Source organism: Streptomyces sp. NPDC001914 (assembly GCF_042891215.1).
Taxonomy (GTDB): domain Bacteria; phylum Actinomycetota; class Actinomycetes; order Streptomycetales; family Streptomycetaceae; genus Streptomyces.
Map to the genome: position 1 here is coordinate 36839 of NZ_JBIASW010000029.1, position 20335 is coordinate 57173.

Genomic DNA, 20335 nt, shown 5'->3' on the forward strand with positions numbered 1-20335 from the left:
TAGTGAGTGGCTGTTCATTGGTAAAGTGAATGTCCGGCGGGCGGTGTCACCCCCGGCGGAACACCCCCGAGCTTGCCCCTGGAGCCCCGACCGCGATGACGACGACCGCCACGAACTCCGCCACCGCCGAACCCGAGGAGCCGCACGCGGTCTGGGGCGTGCTCACCGAGCGAGCGCGAACCGGCAGCCGCCCCGGCGCGCGCACCGACGGGCACCGCGTCGCGCTGGCCATCGAGGGCGGCGGGATGCGCGGCATCATCGCCGGCGGGATGGCCCTGGCCCTCCACGAACTCGGACTGACCGACGGCTTCGACGCCGTCTACGGCGCCTCCGCCGGTGCCGCCTCCGCGGCGTGGCTGCTGAGCACGAGCCCGCAGTCCCTGCGCTTCTGGGCGGTCCCCAAGTACGCCAGGACCCTGATCCGGCGCTCGAACCCGCTGCGCGGCAAGCCCCTGGTGGATCTCCACGCCTTCTACGAGGTGCTGTACCGCTACGGCGACCAGGACTGCGCGCCGATGGACTTCGACTCCATCCTCGCGAGCGACATCGAATACCACCCACTGGCCACCGACGCCGAGACCGGCGAGTCGACCGACCTGCGGCCCTTCATCTCCGACCCCGCGGAGCTGCGCCTCGCGCTGCGGGCCAGTGCCTCCCTGCCCCTCCTGGCCGGCGAACCGGTGACGCTGCGCGGACGCCGGTTCTACGACGCGGGCGTCTCCGAATCCATTCCCTACCGGACCGCGCTGGCCCAGGGGGCGACCCACGTCATGGTGCTGCGTTCACGGCGCGCGACCGACGTCGCGCGCCCGTCGCGCTCCGCCCCGCTCATCGCCAGGACGGTCCTGCGACGTGAGCCCGTGGCCCTGCGCCAGGTGTTCCTCGACCGCGAGACCCGCCTGGCCGAGGACGACGCCCGCCTGGCCGACCATGCGGCCGTCGTCTCGATCCGCCCCGCACCGGATTCGCCGACGGTCAGCCGTCTGGCGCGCGAGGGCGACCTCCTCGAAACCGCGCTGGAAGCCGGCCGCACCGCCGTGCACGACACCTACGGCCGCCTGTACGGCGCGTAGAAAGAGCCGGTCACCAGTCGCCCAGGTCGGCGAAGCGACCCGCCCAGGCCCTGAAACGGTCGTCGTGCTCCTTGCGCGCGTTCCAGAGGGCGTCCGGATCCTCCGGCGGGTGAAGCCCGAACGTCCGGTCCAGCCAGGCGACGAACTCGGCGTGCCCCTGGCTGTGCTCCTCGACGGCGCCGTAGCCGAAGAACCCCTCCGAGACGGGCTCACGGTCGATCGTGAGAAGCCGGAACAGCTCCCTCAGGTCCCGTGCGATCACGTACAGGTCGCCTTCGTCGCCGACGAAGACGACCGGCAGCGTGGCGAGGTCCGTACGATCGTCGCAGCGCCACAGGGCGTAGTCGGAACCGGAGCCGTTGGCCTTGGCGAACGGGATGAACCGGCTGAGGAACCCGGGATCCTCCGACCAGGTGTGGAGTCCGGCGTCCCCTTCGTACTCGACGAGCTCGAAGCCCTCCGAGTAGAACGCGGGACCGAGGCGGTCCTGGAACTCCTTGAGCAGGTTCAGTTCGGGGACGGGCGAGTACGACTCGCTCATACGGCTGCGACCTCCTGGATGCGGATGCGGATGCGAATGCGGATGCGGGGTGGCTCGGTGGTGGCGAGGCGGGCTTGATCGTCTGATAGTATTGATCTTGAGCTGGTCGGGGGAGTCGCCCCGGTCCTCGATGCGTTGGTGGTCCAAGGAAAGACGCTCCGCTTCCTGCGGAGAAATGCAGGTGCAAGGCCTGCCCGGCGCTCCATGAAGGCTCGTCCCGTTTCGTACGGGACGAGCCTTTTTCCGTCCCCGACGCCACGGTGGAGACGGCAGCACTCTTCCCCCCTTTCCGCAAGGTCACCAGTTCCCGGGAGCGGTCCCGATGTGGGTGACTTCTTCGCATACTGAGGGGCATGGCCATCTATGACACGCTCGGCGCGACGTACGGCCGGACCCGGCAGCCGGACCCGCGGATCGCCAGACAGGTGCACGCCGCCCTGGGGGACGCCAGGACGGTGATCAACATAGGCGCCGGCACCGGTTCCTACGAGCCGGAGCAGACGGTTCTCGCCGTCGAGCCCAGCCAGATCATGATCGCCCAGCGCCCGCCGCGTTCCGCTCCCGCCGTGTGCGCGGTCGCCGAACGTCTTCCGTTGCGCGACGACGCCGCCGACGCCGTCATGGCACTGCTGACCGTCCACCACTGGACCGACCTCGCGGCCGGCATCGCCGAACTCCGCCGGGTCGCTCGCCGCCGTATCGTCATCCTGACCTGGGACCAGGAGATCTTCCGCGAGACGTTCTGGCTCGTACGCGAATACCTCCCGCAGGCCGCCGCGTTCGACGACAGCCGAGCCGTCCCGATCGAGCGGCTGGACACCCTGCTCGGCGGGGCCCGTCAAGAGCCCGTCCACGTCCCCCACGACTGCACGGACGGGTTCGGCGCGGCGTTCTGGCGCCGCCCCCACGCCTACCTCGACCCCCAAGTGCGCGCCGGAATTTCCATGTTCGCCCAGACCGGGGAGGACGCCCTCGCTCCCGGCCTGGCAGCGCTCACCGAGGACCTGGCGAGCGGCCGGTGGCACCGGCGTCAGGCCGACCTCCTCGACCTCGACACCTTCGACGTCGGCTATCGACTCCTGGTGTCGGACGTCTGACCCTCACGGGAGACCCCGCCCGAGCGCCGCGGCGAAAGGTCACCGTCCGATGCGGTGTCCGCCTCAGATCCGCGTTCTCGCCTGATCGATCCACCCCAACACGCCCTTGGCCCCGCACTGTTCGGCCACATTCCGGGCCTCGTCGAGATATCTGACGGCCGCCTCGCGGTCGTCGGTATCGACGCAGAGATGGGCGAGCGCCACCAGGCCCGCCGCGATTCCCGGCACGAACCCGATCTCGCGGCGCAGCGCCACCGATTCGGTCAGCGCCTCACGGGCTCGGTCGAGCCGCCCCGCTTCCACCGCGGCGAATCCGAGATGACGGACCGCGTAGGACATGGTCCTCCGGTCGTCGACGGACCGCGCCAGCTCGTAGGACCTCTCGAAGTACGGCAGGGCGGTGGCACCGTCACCGCGCACGACTTGGTGCCAGCACCCGATCCAGAACAGGGCGTCCGCCTCACCGCTCGCGTCTCCCACGCGCCGGTACAGCTCGGCCGCGTGCTCGAAGAGGGCCAGTTCCCGCGGTTCCTCCCGCCGGTCGTCGAGGAAGCGTACGTGCATCACTTTGCCGCGCTCCAACGACACGGCCGCCTCGACGGCGTCCAACTCCTGGTCGGCGGCGGCGAGCGCGGAGCTGTCACCGCCGAACATCGCCGACTCGTAGAGCTCCCGAACCCGCTCGATCCGATCCTGCTCCCGCATCCCCCGTCCCTCCCGGGCGTGTCCGCCCCCGCTCGCGGCGCCCCACGCAGCCACTGGTTCAGCAGCCAACCATCGTGCACATCTCGAGCGGCGGCCGGTCCAGCACTCTTTTATGGCCGAAGATCGGCCCCACGAGGCGGCATCCCGTTCATGCCGGCCCCTGCGCGGCACAAGCGCGGCGTCCCGTACCCGTCCGGGTCACCGGGCGCGCGGACCCGGCGGCCGGGCGGCAGGGTGATGGTGTCGATGCCGGGGAGCAGCCGATGGAATCGCCGTCCGGACCGTCCGCGGTCGCCGCCCTGGACCCGAGGCTGGCCCTTGAGCGCGTTCATCAGGAGGTTTCGTGCACGACATGCCGCTCCTCAAGAGCGTCGGTGAACTGCTGCGCCGACGGCACGGTTCCTCGACCCGCACATCCCGGGCGGCGCTGCCCGACGGGTTCGCCCTGGACAGTGCGAAGGTCAGCGGATTCACCGCCGGGACGCTCAGCGCCGAGGACGAGGCGAGCCTGGCCGACGAGATCGCCCGGATGCTTCCCCATCACTGGGATCTGCCCACCAAGTCGGTGGAGGCGCTCACGCCGGTCGTCGACCACCTCGGTGGCCAGCAGCAGTTGATGGCCTGGCTGGACCGCCATCCCGGCCGGCCGCGGCTGGTCGCGCGGATCTACGTCCTCCTCGGCCATCTCGACCAGTACAGCGAGGACCCGGCGGTCATCGACGCCGTACAGCAGGCCCGAGCCCGGGACCCCTTCCCCGCCGGATTGCGCGGCTACCTGGCGCCGGAGACCAACGCCGAAACCCTGGGCAGTCTTGCCTTCAGGATCGAGGAACTCCTCGGCGAGAGCCGTGTGGACGACGCCGTCGCACTCGCTCTGGCGACGGCCGACTGGCTGCGCGGCGCGGCGGAGAACGCCGACGCGCCGAGCGCCGACGTTCGCGAGATGGGCGAGCTCATGGGCCATCTGCACCGGGACATCAGCGAGGCCGCCGCGCAGGCTTGACGCGACCGCGCGCGCGAACAGGCTGCACCGGGACATCAGCGAGGCCGCCGCGCAGGCCTGACGCGACCGGGCGCGCGCGAACGGGGAGTCCGCCGACCGACCCGATCCGGTGCCGTACGACGATTCGGGCACCGGCCGGTGGCTTTCCCGTGCCAAGATCCTCCACAGCGCCGGGCCCGATCCGGACCGTGCGGTGCCCCCTTCGGCCCGCACGGCCCCGGCCGGGGCGCCCGGCGCCGGTGACCGCCCCTCCGCCCGCGGGGGTGGGGCGAGGCTGGGGAGAAAGGCATCGGATGAGCGCGCGTTTCGAGGAGATCGACTGGCGGCCGACGCCCATGGGCGAGATCAGCCTGCGCCGTCGGCGGGATCCGCTCTCGGGCGACGACGTGTACGAGGTGAAGCTCGGCGACGAGTACCTGATGTCCAGCCTCTTCACCAAGGGCGAGGTCGAGCTGACCCGGCTCGGCCTGGCGGAACTGTCCGAGGGCCCGCTCGACGTCGTCGTGGGCGGACTCGGCCTCGGATACACGGCCAGGACCGCCCTGGACGATCCGCGCGTCCGCTCGCTCATCGTCGTCGACACCCTGGCCGAGGTGATCGACTGGCACCGGCGCGGGCTCGTACCCCTGGGCGCCGGCCTGGCGTCCGACCCCCGGTGCCGGCTGGTGCGCGGGGACTTCTTCGCCATGACCACCGGCACACCGCGAGGCCTCGACCCCGAAACCCCCGGCCGCCGCTTCCACGCGATCCTCCTGGACGTCGACCACTCGCCGCGCCATGTGCTGCACCCCGGCCATGCCGTGCTCTACACACGGGACGGTCTGGCGGCCCTGGCCGAACTGCTCGAGCCCGGCGGTGTGTTCGCGCTGTGGTCGAACGACCCGCCGGACGACGAATTCGGCGCGGTGCTCGCGGAGGTCTTCACGGACACCGCGGCGCACGTCGTGGACTTCGACAACCCGCTGCAGGGAGGGACCTCCGCCAACACGGTCTACGTCGCCCGACGGCGCGCCGACTGACCCCACCCGCAGGGGCGGTCGTCACCCCGAGCCAGGCCCCCGGAGGGAACCGACGGCGGGGACCACGGGAAGCAACGCCCGGTTCCCCTCCGGCAGCACGCGCGGGACGCGTTCCAGGACACCGCCCGCGAAGACGTCGTACAGCGGCAGCGTCTCCAGGTGCACGTAGCCGATGTGGCAGTCGCACACGGCCAGCGGGCAGGGGCGCGGGGTGAGCGCGGCACGGTAGGAGCCGTCGTACAGCCGGCCCAGTTCGGTCCGGACGAAGTGGCAGCGGCTCACCTTCCCGTCGCCGTCGACCGAGATCACCGACTCGCCGGTGCGGCAGGGAAGTCCCGCCGACCGGTGGGGGTGACGGCTGAAGGGAAACAGCGGGTCGAGAGCCGTCCACGTGTCCGCCTCTTCGTCCGTGTAGGTGTGTCCCTCGGCGGCGTTCACCCACAGGTACACATGCTCCGGGAGCTCCGCGCGCAGTCTGTGCGCGGGCTCCCGGTGCTCGGGCAGGCCGACGACACCGACACTGAAACGGACACCCAGCTCGCCGAGCCGCCGCGTCTTGGCGACGAATCGTTCGTGCGGCGTCTGGCCCGGGTGGCACGTGCACCACAACGCCACGGTGTCCCGGTCCGCGGCCTCCAGCCAGTCGGTGCGGCAACTGAGGTTCGTCTGGATGGCCACACGCCTGACGTGCGGCTGGTGCGACAGTTCCACGAGGGCGCGGCGGTACCAGGAGCGGACCAGCCCCTCGCCCCACGGGGTGAAGAGCACCGACAGCCGGTCCTCGCGCTGCTCGCCCGCCCACGCGGTGAACCGTTCCAGTGCCGCACGGTCGGCCCGCAGCTGTGCGGTGGTGTCGCGGCGCTTCGCGAACGGGCAGTACGGACAGTCGTAGTCGCAGGAGGCGAGCGGGCCGCGGTAGAGGATCGTCAGGTCCACCGGAGCCTCACTTCGTCTCGTAGGCGGCCATGGCGTCCCGAACGGCCGGTGAGAAGAACTCGGGGCCTATCGCGTCCGAGTGCGCGAGTCCTTCCGCGGACAGACGCAGCCGGTCCTCGTCCCGGTCGGCGAGCCATCCCCGGTCGGCGAGCCATCCCCGGTCGGCGAGCGCGCCGATCTCGGCCGGGAAGTCGTCGCGGGGATCCGACCCGAAGCGCAGCCGGTAGTCCGCGACGGGCAGGCCCTCCGCCTGGAGGAGGGACTGCAGCAGGTGCCGGCGCCGTGCCTCGTCCTCGTCCACCCGACGGCCGTGCAGCGCGTACGAGAAGTCCTCGGTGGCGGTGTAGTCGTCGATGATGCCGCGGATCTCGCGCATCGACACCGCGTAGTCGAAGGAGTAGTGCAGCGTGGAGGTGTACGAGCGCGCGCCGCAGCCGAGACCGATCATGCCGTCGGTCTGGCACGCGTAGTCGTCCGGCCCCTGCGGAGGCGCGTCCGCCCGCCGGAACATCCGCATCGACACCTGCTCGTAGCCCTGTGCCAGCAGGCGGTCGCGCCCCTCCCGGTACCGGCGCAGCCGCTGCTCGTCCCACTCCAGATCGGCCGTCCGCGCGTCGGAGTGCCGGCCGAGGCCGGTGAGGGGCCGGATGTAGAGCGGATAGAGGTAGATCTCCTCGGGCCGCCAGGCCAGGGCCGCGTCCAGCGAGTGGCGCCAACTGGCCGCGGTCTGGCCGTCGATGCCGTAGATCAGGTCGATGTTGAGGACGGGGACGCCGGCCTCGCGGATCCGCGCGAGCGCCGCCTCCACGTCGGCGCGCCGCTGCGGCCGGACGGCGGCACGGGACTCCTCCTCGACGAAACTCTGCACCCCGAGGCTGAGACGGGTGGTGCCCCGCTCGACCAGTACCGCCAGCCGGTCGGCCGTGGCCGTGGAGGGCGAGGCCTCCACGGACAGCGGGATCGCGCGGAGGTCGGCCCCCATCTCCCGCTCGGCGATGTCGCACAGCCGCTCCAGCTCGGCCGCCTCCAGGAACGTCGGTGTGCCGCCCCCGAACGCGGCGTTGGCGAAACGCGGGGTCTCCTCGTCGCCCAGTGCCTCGCGCATCGCGGCGGCCTGGCGCCGTACCGCGTCCAGATAGCGTCCCGTCAGGTCTCCGGGAGCCCCGATCCGGGTGAACAGGTTGCAGAAGCCGCAGCGGACTTCGCAGAACGGGATGTGCAGATACAGCGACAGCGAGCGCCGGCACTCGCCGGCCCACAGGTCCTTCAGCGCGGGGCGCGGGGTGAGGGGCCGGTAGGCGGTCTTGTGGGGATAGGCGTAGGTGTAGCTCTGGTACGGGCGCGGCAGACCGGTCGGGGCGGCCACGGGGGCGGACGTCATACGGTCGGCTCCAGGAAGAAGTGGCGGTAGGGCACGGTCCACACGCTGTCGTGGCCGAGACGATGGCCCGTGTAGCCGTCGTCTCCGTAGGCGGTGCCGTGGTCGGAGCAGACGATGGCGAAGCAGCGGCGGCGCGAGCTCATCGCGCGGAACAGCCGGCCGACATGAGCGTCGATGTACTCGAGGGCGGCCGCGTGGGTGACCAGGCTGTCGCCCGCCTCACGGGTGGCACCGGGCAGGTGGAACCAGTTCGGCTGGTGCAGCGCCGACGCGTTCAGGAACAGGAACAGCCGCTGTTCACGGGGAAGTTCGGCCACGACCTTCTCCGCCCGGGCGACCTGGGCCTCGAACGAGGTGGGCGACGCCACCCCGAACTCCGGCTCCCAGTGGCTCTCCTGGAAGAGTCCGGGCAGGACGCCGCCGAGCGAGCCCTGCTTGTTGAAGAAGCCGACACCCCCGACGCAGACCGTGCGATAGCCGTGCGCGGCGAGTCCGGAGACCAGGTCCGGGGTGTCGAAGACGAACGTGCGGTCCGCCGTCGTCTCGCTGCCCGCGAACCGTGCCGCGAACAGCCGCGGGTGCGGCCCCGGAGCGGCCGGAGTGGGCAGGAAGCCCGCGAACATGGCCTGGTGGGAGGCGTACGTGAAGTTACCCGGCGCGTGCCGCCGCTCCCAGGTGCCCCCGGGCAGGTGCGCGGTCAGGTTCGGCAGGCGGCCGGCCGCGGCGAGTTCGACGGCCACGTCGTGGCGCAGGGTGTCGAGGGTGAGCAGGAGCAGGTCGTCCCGTCCCACCACCTCGTTCATGTCCGGCGTCCCGGCCGGTTCGGGGGCGGAGGGTGTCCGGGCCGCTGTGCGGTCGGGATCAGGCTGAGGCATGTGCTGTCCTGGCAGGGGTGTCGAGCGGAGGTGCGGTTCGTACGGGGGAGGGTTCGGGGGAGCGGGAAAGGACCGCCGCGACCTGCGCCGCGTACGTGTTCATGCCTTCGGCGCCGCTGCCGGGCAGCCCGGTCAGGCGGGGCAGGAGGTCGCCGAAGGCGTTGACCTCCCCGACGGCGAACCGGCGCCAGCCGACCGCGGGAAGCAGGTCGACGCCCACGCACAGGGTGCCGGGAAAGCAGGCGGCGGCCCGCTCGCTGATGGACAGCGCCTCCGCCCAGCGGTCGCCCGCCAGCGCGCGCACGGCCGCGAGATCGCCGCGGGCACCGCCCAGATGCAGATTGGTCAGCGGAGAACGGCTCGTACGGACCACGGCGTGGGTGGCGCGGCCGGCCACGACCACGACCCGCAGGTCCGCCGACCTGCTGCCGAGCGAGGCCTTCGGCAGCCAGCGCTCGACGTGCAGTCCGTCCGGGGCCAGCGCGTCCACGATCGCGGCGATCCCTGCCTCGTCCGTGTAGCGGCGGATTCGCAGGGAGTTGTGCAGGGCGCCGTCAGCGGTGCGTTCGACCGAGGTGGTGGCCCGGATCCGGCCGGCGGCGGTCGTCTCGACGGCCAGCACACCCGACGCGGACGAGCCGTGCGCGAGCTTGACGAAGACCCGCCTCAGCCCGGCCTCCGCCATGAGACCCCGGACGCCGCTCCAGTCGTCCACGGCCCGAAGACCACCCGAGGTCGGGGAATGCGGCACCGGCACACCCGCCGCGTCGAGCCGGGCGTGGCACAGCCTCTTGTCGAAGAGCACGGCAAGATCCGCCGGGTCGTCGAGCCGCCTGCCGCCGCGCAGCGAGCCCACGCAGTCCAGGAGACCCGCGTACCAGCGCGCGGAACCCTCCACCCTGGTCGGCTCGTCGACGCCGCGCAACAGCCGGTCCACCTCGGCGTTCTCGCCGGGGGAGTCCAGCCGGACGACCTCGTCGTCCGCGAACTCGTGGCCGCCGTCCCGCAGGACGTCCCGCCACTCGACCAGGCGCGGTGCGCCACAGCCCGCCTTCTCGGTCGCCGCCCTGAACAGGTCCACCCGGCGGTTCTCGCCGTTCGCGACGACCGCCCACTTCACCGGCGCGCCCCGCTGCCGCATCCCGCCCATACCGCCTCCTCGTACTCCCCGCCCGTGCCGGTAGCGCTACTCGCCGACCGCGACGAAACGCCAGACCGTGCCGTCCTCCTCCTCGTCGGACTCAGCGTCGTCCTGGTCGGCGCGGACCTCGACCCCGGCGGGTTCCAGCGTCTCCAGCAGGCGCGTCCGCACCGCCGTGCTGAGGTAGTTGTGGTGCAGGTCGAGCACCTTGAGGTGGGTCAGCGGCTGGCCCGAGAGCAGGGCCGTCGCGCCGTCGTCGGTGAGTACGCCCATGGAGACGTCCAGGTGTTCCAGGCGCGCCACGACCGGGGCCGAGGCCAGCGCCGTGCAGATGGCGTCCTGGATCTCGCTGTTGCGCAGGGCCAGCCGGACCAGGTTCGGCAGCCGGCCGCCCGCGAAGAAGGGCTCCAGGTCGGCGACATCAGCGTCCCCGCCGTACTCGGAGGTGCCCAGCCACAGGTCCAGCGCGGCCAGCGACGGCAGGTCGCTGGAGGCGATGCCGCGCACCGCCTCGACGGGCAGACCACCGCTCTCGACGGTCAGAGTGCGCAACCGCTCGTGCTTCACGGCGGGGAAGACCAGGCCGTTGCCGCCGCGGACGCCGAACTCGACCAGGGAGGGGAAGGCGTCCAGAAGGGGCGACACGTCACCCTGGACGATCCAGGAGATCTCGCACTCCTCCATCACGATGTCGGCGAGGAACAGGGCGCGCAGCGCCGGCAGCCGGTCGCGCGCGCCCACCAGGGCCTCGATCACCGCGTGCGGAGAGGTGTCGTAGACCTCGCTCCACGCACCGACGATCAGCGCCCGCACCTGCTCCGTGTCCACGGTGTCCAGGAAGCGCGCGAAGGCGTCCTCCCACTCCTCCTCGCTGTCGTAGGCGTCCACGGCGATGCGCCAGGCGACGCTGTCGGGTGTGGGAAGCGAGGCGGCGCGGCTCGACTTGTCGTCGGCGTCCGGGAACGTGAAGGCCGGCAGGCCGTGGAACTCCTCGAGATGGCTGTTGATGGTCATGCGCGCCCGCTCCTTCGTGCTGACACCGGTGGATCGCCGGTCGTGGTGGCGAGTCCGGAGCGCGCGGTCCGCACCCAGACAGACGAGTTGTACCAAGCCCCACCGACATCGGGGCGAACGGGGTCGGCACCTGTGGACAAGATGCGGGGGAACGGTCGCGGCGACCGTGGCCGCCGGTGGGCGGGAACGGGTACGACGACCGGCCTTCGGGACATGACGCCTGGCCAGCAGGGGTGTGCGGTCGGTCCGGAGGCCGATTGTCAGTGGTCGCCCCTACGGTTTTTCCCATGGCACATCGAGTGCCGTGCCGGGAGGGAGACCCATGTTCCGTCAAGGAGACGTGCTGATCGTGCCGTTGGACGAGAAAGCGGTGCCGGGCCACGTCCTCGACGCGGCGTCCGAGCCCCGCGACGGCCGAGGACGGCTCGTGCTGGCCCTCGGTGAGGTCACGGGGCACGCCCACGCCGTGGTCGGTCCGGGGCGGCTGATACCGGACGGCGGGGTGTTCGGCCCGATGCTCCTCCATGTCCCGGACGGGGCGCGGGTCGTGCACGAGGAACACGCGGCGATCTCCCTCCCCAAGGGCTGGTACCGGGTGATCCGCCAGCGTGAGTACGTGCCGGGCTCGGTGCGGATCGTCGCCGACTGACAAGCGCAGGGGAAATCGGAGAGGAAACGGTGTGATGGGACAGGGCGATTGGCGTGCCACCGCGACACGGACGGGGGCGGGTGACCGGGCGGCGGCCGAGGAAGGCGTCCGGCTCGCCTACCGCAAGGCCGGGCTGGACGAGCCCGAGCGCATCGTCTGGGCGCGGTCACCGCACGAGGCCGTACGGATGCTCATGGGTACGGCCCCCGTCGACGGCGCGGTGCTGGGGGACACCGGGGCCTGCGTCCGCGGTGCTGTCGTCGCCGGACCCTGGGCGGCGGAACGCGCGCGAACGCACGAACGGCTGGGACCGGAGGGATGGTGCGGGCACTGGCGGGCCACGGGAGCGCCGCTGTGGGAGTCGGCCCGCACGCTGGCCGACCGCGTGCGCGCGGGCATCGTCGAGGACCTCGGCACCGACCGGCACGAGGAGAGCCGGGTGCGGTTGCTGCTCCTGGACGCGACCCTCGGGCAGCACGACGCGGCATGGCTGTGCGCCTTCGACCCCGACGGGACGAGCGACCTGGCCGGAATTGCGGCGGTGGCGCGGGAAGCCGGCTGGTGGTGGCCGTACGAGAAGGTGGCGGTCATCAGCGAGCGGCCGCTGAGCCTGCACCGCGACGAGGCCGGACGCCTGGACCGGGGGGACGGCCCGGCCCTGAACTACGCGGACGGTTTCGAACTGTTCGCGTGGCGCGGCATGCCGGTCCCGCGCACCTTCCTCGACGAACTCACCGCGCTGACCCCCGAGCGGATACGCGACGAGGAGAACGCCGAGCTGCGCCGGGTGATGCTGGAGTACTACGGCTACGACCGGTACCTGGACGAGTCGGGGGCCGTTCCCGTGCACCGCGACGAGACGGGGGTGCTGTGGCGGGTCGAACTGTCCGGAGACGAGGACGTGGTCATGGTCGAGGTCGTGAACTCGACCCCAGAGCCCGACGGCACGAGCCGCACGTACTGGCTGCGCGTCCCGCCGACGACCCGTACGGCTCGTGAGGGAGTGGCGTGGACGTTCGGTCTCGCCGCCGAGGTGTACGAGCCGTCCCGGCAGACGTGAGGACGACCGGCGCCCGGGGGGGGGGGGGCCCGGCGGGCTCAGGGGCGTCGGCCCCAGGCGATCATCATGCCGGGTCCTAGTTCGGCGAGCCGGGGCGAGGCGAGGTAGGCCATGGCCTCGTCGACGACGGCGGAGTCGACTCGTCCGGTCTCCTCCAGGGCGGGGCGCATGCGGTCCCACGTCTCGGACCAGAAGCGGGACAGCGGGCCGCCCGCGACCAGCGGCGGGCAGAACAGTTCGCCGCCGGCGTCCTGGAGCCCTTCCTCCCGCAGGAAGTGCGGATACGCCGGGATGTCCGAGGTGTCGGTGCCGATGGTCGACCGCAGGGCCTGCCACATGGCGTCCATGGTCCGCCGGTAGGCCGACGAGGAGTCCAGTGGATTCGGCACCTCGACGGCGTCGCCGAGGACCAGCCAGCCGCCGGGGTTCAGCCAGCGCGCGAGACGGGAGACGAGTTGACGGCGTTCGGGCAGATGCATGAGGACGAACCGGGCATGGATGAGGTCGAACGTGCCCAGGTCCAGGTTCTCGTCCCGGAGATCGGCGGTGACCAGGCGCACCCGGGGACCCGCGAGGGCTTCCAGGCCGCCGGTGTCCCGGTCCAGGGCGACCACTTCCGCGGCTCCCGCCTCCTCCAGCAGCCAGCGGACCACGGTCCCCGTTCCGGCTCCCACCTCCAGGCAGCGGCCGCCCGGTCCGGAGCCCAGCGCGCGCAGACGGCCTGTGGTGACAGGGTCGTAGACCAGGGCCGCCGCGTCGATGCGCTCGGCCTCCTGCGGGTGCTCCGGCTCGAAAAGGTCTTCACCGTAGCGGCCGTCAGGGGCTGTGGCGCCGGTCATGAATGCCCCTCCGGCACCCGTCCGGCGATGGGTCTCCCGTCTGTCCGCGCCATGAAAACCCCTGAATGTCGAAGAACGATTTACAGACAGAGTGGCAGCTTTCGGGCACCCCGGCAGAACGTCGGGCACGGGATCTGCCAGTCTTTGCACTGGCTGTGACCCTTGAAACCCACCTGTAACGCTCATAGCATGATCGAACTCACGACGATTGCCCTGATCGTCCGTCCTTCACTAGAAGAACACGCTGTCTAGCGCGAAGGGTGAGTCGGATGACCCATACCTAAACAAATCGGCCGAACAGTTGATATCTATAGCATCCCGAGTAACTTCACGAATAAAAGACATAATTGAATTCGACGAGCGGCATCGGTCCCGGGTGATTCTGTGGGCCGTCGCGAGTGTGGTGACCTTCGGTTTCCTCGTCGCGATGGAGATCGTCGCGCGCCATTACGGCATGCCGGGGCCGATCACCAACCAGGCCCGGGAGGTGATATTCACTCCGACCTCAGGACCGCTGCTGTACGCCGGCCTGGCGCTGATGATGGTGGTCCTCTCCTGGCGGCAGCGGTTCATCTCGCTCGGAATCGCCGCCGGTATCGACGTCGTCTTCTTCCTGGTGCGCTGGGCGGTCGGCGCTCCGATGATGTTCGGCAACGGCGCATTGTGGGTGATTCTGGGTCATGCGTTCATCGCCGTCACCCGCCGCACGGGCAAGGAACGCCTCCTGCTCCTGAAGGGCGTCGGACTGGGCCTGCTCCTGGTGGCCGGTCACAAGACGGGCGACACCTGGCTGATGATCACGTCGGAGACCCGTCCGTCCGTGCTCGACGCCTACGTGGCCACAGCCGATCACGCGCTGGGCGACCCGTCCTGGGTAATGGGCCGCCTCGTCGACGCCACCGGCCCGATCGGCTACCACGCCCTCCACCTCGTCTACGGCCAGCTCCCGCTCGCCGCGGCCGTCTTCGGTCTCTACCAGCTGCGCAACGTGGCGCGCGAGGGCCGCTTCCCCGCCCATCATCTGGTGCGCACCTTCCTGGCCATCGGTCTGGTCGGGCCCCTGGTGTACATGATCTTCCCGGTGGTCGGTCCGGTCTTCGCCTACGGAGCCGAGGGCGGGCAGTGGGCGGCGGCCAACCTGTGGCCGCAGACCCCCCTGTCGACCGGCTCCCCGCAGCCGTTCCCGTTCGACGAGATCACCCCTCGCAACTGCATGCCCAGCCTCCACACCGCCTGGGCCACCACGCTCTTCATCCACACCCGCGAGGGCTCACGGCTCCTGCGCAACGCGGGCACCTTCTGGCTGGTCGGCACGCTCACGGCGACGCTCGGATTCGGCTACCACTACGGCGCGGATCTCGTCGCCGGTGTGGTCTTCGCGCTCACGATCGAGGCGACCATGCGCGCCTTCGCCCGAGGGTGGGACCGGGCGGGAGTCTCGCTGGTCGCGTACGGCTCGACGGTCTTCGTCGCGCTGGTGGTCTCGTACCGCTATCTGCCGGTGGAGATGGCCCGGTACCCCTGGGTGTTCGGACCGGTTCTCCTCCTGGCGATGGCCTCCGTGATCTACGGCTATCTGCGGACCACCAGACTGTGGAATCCGGCGATCGCGCCCGTGCAGCAACCGGAACCGCAGCTCGTTCAGGCGTGACCGCTCCGGCCCCCAGCGGAGCGGGGGGCCGGAGTCCGCCCGTCCCCCGGGCAGGCTGGATCTGCCCTGGAGCGCACTCCTAGCCCGGCTCCGGCCCGCCGGCGCGAGGAGGGCGAGGGGGTGGGGGCAGGGGGCGCGAGGAGGCGGGTCAGCTGCGGTGGCTCTGGTAGTAGCCGCCCACTTGATCGTGGTAGTCGGCGTCGCCGACGTGCTTGGCCCTGTCGAACTCGGGGGACTCCCTGATCTGCTCCTGGGTGAGCGCGACGTAGATCTTTCGCTCGTCCCGGTCGACCCGCCTCACCGTGCCCGCGGGCAGCAGGACGTGCCTGCCGAAGATCCACACGCCGATGTCCACCACGAGATACGCGGAGTCGACGTCGTCCGAATGCTTGTCGACCTTGCCGATGGCGCCGTCGACGGCCTCGACCTTGTACCCCGCCAGATCCGTGCCCGTGACGTGCCCGGCCGCCGGGTCGTATCCCCAGATGCTGTCGGTCATGAACGGCTCCCTCATCGAGAATCCACGCTCGTCCGCAGCGGAACCGGGGAGTCGCGCAGGCGTCATCCACGTTAGACGAACCCCGCGCGGGATGACGGATCCAGCCTTGCGGACGGCTCCGGGACACCTCGGCCCGCGCCCTTGTAGGAGGACCCCCTGTGTGACCTGGCCTTCCACCGACCGAAGGCGTCGGTAGTACGTCAGTAGTAGTCGCCTCGCCGTTGCGTGGGATTGACGGTGTCACGCCGCTGCCGCATCTGGCGGGCTGCCCTGAAGGCCGCTATCTCCCGCAGGTGTGCCTGGCTCTGAAGCGTCATCATCGACCCCAGGGCGTGGCGCGCGGTCATCGGATTGTCCACGCAGGACTGGTACATCACCGCGGCTCGTTCGTTGTCCTGGTAGAGGGTGCGGTAGATCTCCGCGGCGCGGTACTGGCCGTACGGGTGGTTGCGCGTGGCGGCCGCCAGGAACTGCTCCAGGGCGTGTTCCGCCGGAGTCCGGCTGACCGGGATCAGGCGTTCCAGATACAGCTCGCCCAATACGAGCATCGCCTCGGGCTCGCCCAGTTCGGCCGACCTGGCGTACCAGCGCGCCGCTTCGTCCAGCGACTCGACGATGCCGGCCTGAGGACAGCCGTGGTGATACAGCGAGGCGAGATAGAAGGCCGCTCGCGGTGAACCACTGCTGTGCCGCAACCGCGGCACAGCGCTCGCGTACCGCCCCTGCGTGTAGTCGATGTGCCCCAGCAGCTCGATCGCGGCACTGTGGCCGGTGGACGCCGCGATCTCGAGGAAGTGGACCTCCGCACCGGGGTGCTGCCCGCTGTTCCAGCAGTGCAGGCCGATCCGGTAGTACTCCTCGGAACTGGCCGGCTCGTGTCCGTCCACGGTGAAGTTGGTCCCCTGCCACTGCACCATGTCGCTGCCTTTCGCGTCGTGGCCTCAACCGATGGTACGGCCCGTCAACCGGCACGAGGGGCGCGTACGGCCAGGGGGACATCGAACCGGGGCGCGATCGCGCCGCCGTCCGCGGAGCTCTTGGCCGGGGGAGCGTCAGCGGGTCCTACGGTCAGGATCGTGGCCCGGCGCCGGTGTCACTCCGTTCTTCATCACCGGGCTCCGGCGAACGGACAGCGTTCTTCTTCGCGGTCGAGTCGGCCTGGTGGTGCGGTGCGCGGGCAGGTGGCACGCTCGCGGCCACGGCATCGAAGTAGCGCCATCCGTCGACCTGGGTGGCGCGCCCGAAGCGCCGGCCGTCCGCCAGAGCCGCTTCGATCAACCCTCGCACGGACGCCGGCCGGTGGAGATTGAGATAACCGCCGTCCACCCGGCTGACACCACCCTCGTGAGCGCCCCAACCACCGCCGCCCACCACACGACCGGGGCCCGAGTCGAAGACGATGCGGATCACGCCGGGCGAGCCCTCGCGCGTGAACGCAAGGACCTCCTGGCAGGAGTGTCCGGCCGTAAAGTCGGTGTCCGAGGTCGGCACATGGCGATGACCGACCCACCACCGGAATCGATCGGAGCCGATGACCAACTGCCGATGCCGACGACGTCCCATCCCGTCAGACCAGCAACGCCTGCATGTCGGACAGGGCCTTCCGCATTCTCCCGCTGAGCTGCCAGACCACGCATATGGACAGCGCGGTGGCGCACACGTACAGACCATCGCTCAGTATCACGTGGTGCAACGCCTGGCCTGACTGCGCCGCGGTGTCCGCCTTCTTCATCGCGGACAGGGCCCTGTCGCCCGCCGCGCCGGCGGCGAGGACGAAGAGCCACCAGACGGTGAGAAGCGGATGGCCGCGCCGATGCCGGGTGCCGGGTTCGGCGGCCGCCCACAGGTCGTTGACGATCATCTTGGGGACGAACAGGTCGGCCACCGGAAGCACCCAGCCGAAGAACAGCCACGCGCGGCGGCGGCGCTGTCCCTCCGGCCAGAGCCGTTCCGCGATGTCGCGCATGTTGGTCATCCAGACCATGAGGAGAAGCATCGCCGCGAGGGTCGTTGCCTGCCACCAGCCCAGCAGGTTTCCGAACCATATGTCGGCGTTGATCAGGGGCAGGGCCTCGCCGCCGTCGGGCCGGGGCGGCAGCGGAGGTGCCAGCAGAACCTGGTGCTTGTGCCAGGCGGCCAGGCCGGTCGCGACGGTCAGCAGTGCGTACGCGGTGAGCACGCCGCAGGTCCAGAGCGCCAGCCCGCCCAGCGACTTCACTGTCCTGTTCACGATGTACCTCCGCGAGCCCCTGTTCGGACTTTCCGCAGGTCGGCGCGTGATCGTAACCCACCAGCGAGTGCCTGGGGCTTTCCGCTGGTGCCCACTGGAGCGGCCGGGGCGCTGGGACTGCTGCTCATTCCGGCAACAAGTGTTATGTCAGGGGCAGTTGGGAAGATCTGGGGACGAGTTGTGAGTCAGTGGTTCAACAATCCCGGGGGGATCCGTGACTTTCGTTCGTCGTGCTGTCGTGGCCGCTGCCGCCGCCTCTGTCGTGATCTTGGTGACGTCCGCGGACTTCGCTCTGGCCAAGGAGGAGCAGCGTTCGTACATCGCCGCGGACGGGACGATCCAGGGGTGTGTGAACGCGAAGGGCCGACTGCGCGTCGTCGAGCCGGACTCCGCGTGCCGTGCCGGCGAGGACTCGGTCACCTGGAACAGGACCGGCCCCGAGGGCCCCGCCGGCCCCAAGGGAGACCAAGGCGACAAGGGAGACCAGGGCACCAAGGGGGATGTCGGAGAGCAGGGCGCCCAGGGGGAGAAGGGAGACCCGGGAGCGCAGGGGGAAAGGGGAGAGGCCGGAGTCAAGGGGGAGTCCGGCGACAAGGGTGACAAGGGCGACACCGGTGCTTCGGGCCCCGCGGGACCTGCGGGACCCGCGGGGGCGGACGGGGTCGTGGGGGCGCACGTGGTCACGGCTACGAAGACCGTCGCCGTCCTGGACCTGGTCGACGTCGAGGCGCGGTGCCCGGACGGCGAGATCGCCACCGGGGGCGGCTGGTACCTGCCCGGGACAACCGCTCAGTCGTACGGCGCGGCGCTGCACTCCAACCCGATCGTCGCCGGCAGCACACCGGTCGGCTGGACCGCCGGTTTTATGAACGGCGGCTACGAACCGCACTACACCGCCGCCGTCTACGCGATCTGCGCCCAGGCAGGCTGACCGCTCAACCCGGCCAGAAGCCGGGCGAGGGGCCCGGCGCCGCACCGGCGGTACCGGGCCCCATGCTCCCTCGTCCGTCGTGGCTGCGACCATGACCTCGTGAACTCCTTCTCCTTCCACCGCATCGGCCCGGGCCAGGACGGACAGGACCAGCCACTGCCCCGGAGGGCCGAGCCCGGGCAGTGGCCGAAGACGGAGGCGGCGCTCGCGGTCGTCAACCGCGACCTGGTGGCGACCCTGCCGGGTCAGGAAGCGCTGGTGCTCCTGGTCGTCCCGTCCGAGGAGACCCTGCCCGGGGAAGCCGACGGCGAGGAGCAGGTCTACGTGGCGTTGCCGGACGGCCGTTGGCACGGGAACGCGGTGAACGCGACGGACCTGGAGGAGGGTGCCCCGCCGGAGCCGGACGACGACGCGGCGGTCCTGGCCGCGGTCGCCGACGCGGCGCAGGAGACCGTGATGGAACTCCTTTGGCAGGTCTGGCCGGTCTGCCCGGACCACGGGACCGGTATGCATCCCCGCCCGCCGGGCACCTCCACCGACTGGTACCCCGGAAGACCGGACACGGCCGGGGCGCCGATGTGGTGGTGCAGGGGCGGCCGGGACGGCGCATGCCACGACGTCTGCCCGGTGGGCGAGTTGACCGCCACCTTGCCGGGAAAGCAACGCCGTGCACCGCGGCGCGGCGAGCGTCGTCGCTGACAGCGCCTTGTCGCGTCCGGAATGCGGGTGGGTGCGGCTAACGGGGCCGTGGCGCCCATGACGACGGGGTCGACCACCGGCACGTCAGGCGGCACCATCCACGAGTGGACTCTGCCTGGGTGGGTGTCATCGGCGCAGCCGTAGGCGCGGCACTGGCCGGTGTGGTGAGTATTGCGCAGACCGGTTCCAGCGACGTGCCCAGTTCGAGGCGCTGGATCGGCAGACGGCGCATCAAGAGCTCCTGGAACGGCGTCGGTTGGTCGCGGACCACTGGCCTTGGCAGACCGACACGCGGCGTGAGGCGTACACAGAGGCGCTGCTGTCGATAGAGCGGTTCAGCACGTACGGCCATACGTTCGAGAGAGTCTCCGAGGCGTTGGTCCATCACCATTCGATTCCCCAGGGCATCGAGCCGGGGGAGGCTCTGGCGAAGTGCCGACAGCGGTACGTCGAGTCCCAACCCCGTTGAGGACCCCAAGGATGCTCCCCGAGAGCGCCTGAGGAGACCAGGCCACGGGCCGGTACCGTGTCTGACAGGCTCAACGAGAGCGAGACTGGTCGGGGCTGTGTCGAGGAGGCCGGTGCGTGGCGGACCACGAAGGCGGTGACCCCGCGTTGGTGGCGGTGGCGGACCGTTTGCGGGAAGGTCTCCCGCCCGTCGGTGTGTTCGCCGAGCTCGCGGCACGGACCGGGGACTGGGACGCAGCGGTTTGGGCCGTCTGTCTGGCACTCGGTCTTCCTGCCCCCGATATGCGACTGCTGGGCTCGGATCCCCGTGAGCTCTACTCCGAATTCGGTCCCGGCGAGGAGGACTTGTGCGGGTGGGTCCTGGAGCTCCACGGGGTGTTCGATGTTCCCCGGCTCCTGGACGAGCGGGAGGAGGAAGTACAACGCCTACTGAGAGGTCGTTTTCATCTGTCTTGCCTGGTTATTAGGCGATTCTCTGGGTGATGGATGGTGGTGCAGGCGAGTTCTTGGGGGCTGTCGATGTC

General features: G+C 70.7%; 21 protein-coding genes. 9 read left to right on the forward strand and 12 right to left on the reverse strand.

What is annotated here, in order from left to right; all coding sequences use genetic code 11:
- The first annotated feature begins 95 nt into the window (after positions 1-95).
- Entirely contained in the window at positions 96-1073 is a 978-nt protein-coding gene (locus ACFYYF_RS40105) for a patatin-like phospholipase family protein (RefSeq protein ID WP_388784071.1), read from the forward strand.
- A gap of 10 nt (positions 1074-1083) precedes the next feature.
- Here the strand turns inward: ACFYYF_RS40105 and ACFYYF_RS40110 are convergent, their stop codons facing one another.
- Entirely contained in the window at positions 1084-1614 is a 531-nt protein-coding gene (locus ACFYYF_RS40110) for a hypothetical protein (protein WP_388784074.1), read from the reverse strand.
- A 353-nt stretch (positions 1615-1967) separates the two neighbouring features.
- On the opposite strand from ACFYYF_RS40110, the gene ACFYYF_RS40115 reads away from it, so the two are divergent.
- Positions 1968-2711, forward strand: coding sequence for a class I SAM-dependent methyltransferase (locus tag ACFYYF_RS40115; RefSeq protein WP_388784077.1), 744 nt, complete (start codon positions 1968-1970; stop codon positions 2709-2711).
- 63 nt (positions 2712-2774) lie between these two features.
- On the opposite strand, the gene ACFYYF_RS40120 is transcribed toward ACFYYF_RS40115, so the two are convergent.
- A complete protein-coding gene (locus ACFYYF_RS40120) occupies positions 2775-3416 on the reverse strand; it encodes a tetratricopeptide repeat protein (protein WP_388784080.1) in 642 nt (213 codons plus the stop codon).
- Positions 3417-3768: 352 nt separating this feature from the next.
- On the opposite strand from ACFYYF_RS40120, the gene ACFYYF_RS40125 reads away from it, so the two are divergent.
- Both ACFYYF_RS40125 and ACFYYF_RS40130 read left to right on the forward strand, forming a co-directional pair.
- A complete protein-coding gene (locus tag ACFYYF_RS40125; RefSeq protein WP_388784117.1) occupies positions 3769-4419 on the forward strand; it encodes a hypothetical protein in 651 nt (216 codons plus the stop codon).
- A 293-nt stretch (positions 4420-4712) separates the two neighbouring features.
- Positions 4713-5438 carry a spermidine synthase gene (locus ACFYYF_RS40130; RefSeq protein ID WP_388784083.1) on the forward strand — a complete coding sequence of 242 codons (726 nt, stop codon included), beginning with the start codon at positions 4713-4715 and terminating at the stop codon, positions 5436-5438.
- Positions 5439-5459: 21 nt separating this feature from the next.
- On the opposite strand, the gene ACFYYF_RS40135 is transcribed toward ACFYYF_RS40130, so the two are convergent.
- Genes ACFYYF_RS40135 through ACFYYF_RS40155 form a run of 5 tightly spaced genes read right to left on the reverse strand, consistent with a single transcriptional unit; the run spans position 5460 to position 10785 of the window.
- A complete protein-coding gene (locus ACFYYF_RS40135; protein ID WP_388784085.1) occupies positions 5460-6374 on the reverse strand; it encodes an STM4011 family radical SAM protein in 915 nt (304 codons plus the stop codon).
- A gap of 7 nt (positions 6375-6381) precedes the next feature.
- The gene (locus tag ACFYYF_RS40140) at positions 6382-7755 is read right to left on the reverse strand and encodes an STM4012 family radical SAM protein (protein ID WP_388784088.1); all 1374 of its coding nucleotides are present in this window, start codon (positions 7753-7755) and stop codon (positions 6382-6384) included.
- Positions 7752-8558 carry an STM4013/SEN3800 family hydrolase gene (locus tag ACFYYF_RS40145; protein WP_388784120.1) on the reverse strand — a complete coding sequence of 269 codons (807 nt, stop codon included), beginning with the start codon at positions 8556-8558 and terminating at the stop codon, positions 7752-7754. Before ACFYYF_RS40145 ends, ACFYYF_RS40140 begins: the two co-directional genes overlap by 4 nt.
- Before the next feature lie 58 nt (positions 8559-8616).
- Positions 8617-9780 (reverse strand): STM4014 family protein, encoded by a 1164-nt coding sequence (locus tag ACFYYF_RS40150; protein ID WP_388784091.1) that lies wholly within the window; start codon positions 9778-9780, stop codon positions 8617-8619.
- 36 nt (positions 9781-9816) lie between these two features.
- Positions 9817-10785, reverse strand: coding sequence for an STM4015 family protein (locus ACFYYF_RS40155; protein ID WP_388784093.1), 969 nt, complete (start codon positions 10783-10785; stop codon positions 9817-9819).
- A gap of 322 nt (positions 10786-11107) precedes the next feature.
- On the opposite strand from ACFYYF_RS40155, the gene ACFYYF_RS40160 reads away from it, so the two are divergent.
- A complete protein-coding gene (locus tag ACFYYF_RS40160) occupies positions 11108-11434 on the forward strand; it encodes a hypothetical protein (protein WP_361686401.1) in 327 nt (108 codons plus the stop codon).
- Positions 11435-11465: 31 nt separating this feature from the next.
- Entirely contained in the window at positions 11466-12494 is a 1029-nt protein-coding gene (locus ACFYYF_RS40165) for a DUF6745 domain-containing protein (protein WP_388784095.1), read from the forward strand.
- Positions 12495-12532: 38 nt separating this feature from the next.
- On the opposite strand, the gene ACFYYF_RS40170 is transcribed toward ACFYYF_RS40165, so the two are convergent.
- Complete coding sequence (locus tag ACFYYF_RS40170) at positions 12533-13333, reverse strand: methyltransferase (RefSeq protein WP_388784098.1); 801 nt, start codon at positions 13331-13333, stop codon at positions 12533-12535.
- Positions 13334-13712: 379 nt separating this feature from the next.
- On the opposite strand from ACFYYF_RS40170, the gene ACFYYF_RS40175 reads away from it, so the two are divergent.
- Positions 13713-14984: a phosphatase PAP2 family protein gene (locus ACFYYF_RS40175; protein WP_388784123.1), complete on the forward strand. Its 1272-nt coding sequence runs from the start codon at positions 13713-13715 to the stop codon at positions 14982-14984.
- A gap of 148 nt (positions 14985-15132) precedes the next feature.
- Here the strand turns inward: ACFYYF_RS40175 and ACFYYF_RS40180 are convergent, their stop codons facing one another.
- The 4 genes from ACFYYF_RS40180 to ACFYYF_RS40195 form a co-directional block, all read right to left on the reverse strand.
- On the reverse strand, positions 15133-15483 hold the full coding sequence (locus ACFYYF_RS40180) for a PRC-barrel domain containing protein (protein WP_361686391.1): 351 nt from the start codon (positions 15481-15483) through the stop codon (positions 15133-15135).
- Between the two features lie 200 nt (positions 15484-15683).
- Entirely contained in the window at positions 15684-16400 is a 717-nt protein-coding gene (locus tag ACFYYF_RS40185) for a tetratricopeptide repeat protein (RefSeq protein WP_388784101.1), read from the reverse strand.
- A 151-nt stretch (positions 16401-16551) separates the two neighbouring features.
- Complete coding sequence (locus ACFYYF_RS40190) at positions 16552-17046, reverse strand: hypothetical protein (RefSeq protein WP_388784104.1); 495 nt, start codon at positions 17044-17046, stop codon at positions 16552-16554.
- A gap of 4 nt (positions 17047-17050) precedes the next feature.
- Positions 17051-17713, reverse strand: coding sequence for a DUF4328 domain-containing protein (locus tag ACFYYF_RS40195; protein WP_388784107.1), 663 nt, complete (start codon positions 17711-17713; stop codon positions 17051-17053).
- A 214-nt stretch (positions 17714-17927) separates the two neighbouring features.
- Between ACFYYF_RS40195 and ACFYYF_RS40200 the strand changes: the two genes are divergently transcribed.
- Both ACFYYF_RS40200 and ACFYYF_RS40205 read left to right on the forward strand, forming a co-directional pair.
- Entirely contained in the window at positions 17928-18644 is a 717-nt protein-coding gene (locus ACFYYF_RS40200) for a hypothetical protein (protein ID WP_388784110.1), read from the forward strand.
- Between the two features lie 99 nt (positions 18645-18743).
- Positions 18744-19343 carry a hypothetical protein gene (locus ACFYYF_RS40205; RefSeq protein ID WP_388784112.1) on the forward strand — a complete coding sequence of 200 codons (600 nt, stop codon included), beginning with the start codon at positions 18744-18746 and terminating at the stop codon, positions 19341-19343.
- Positions 19344-20335: the final 992 nt, after the last annotated feature.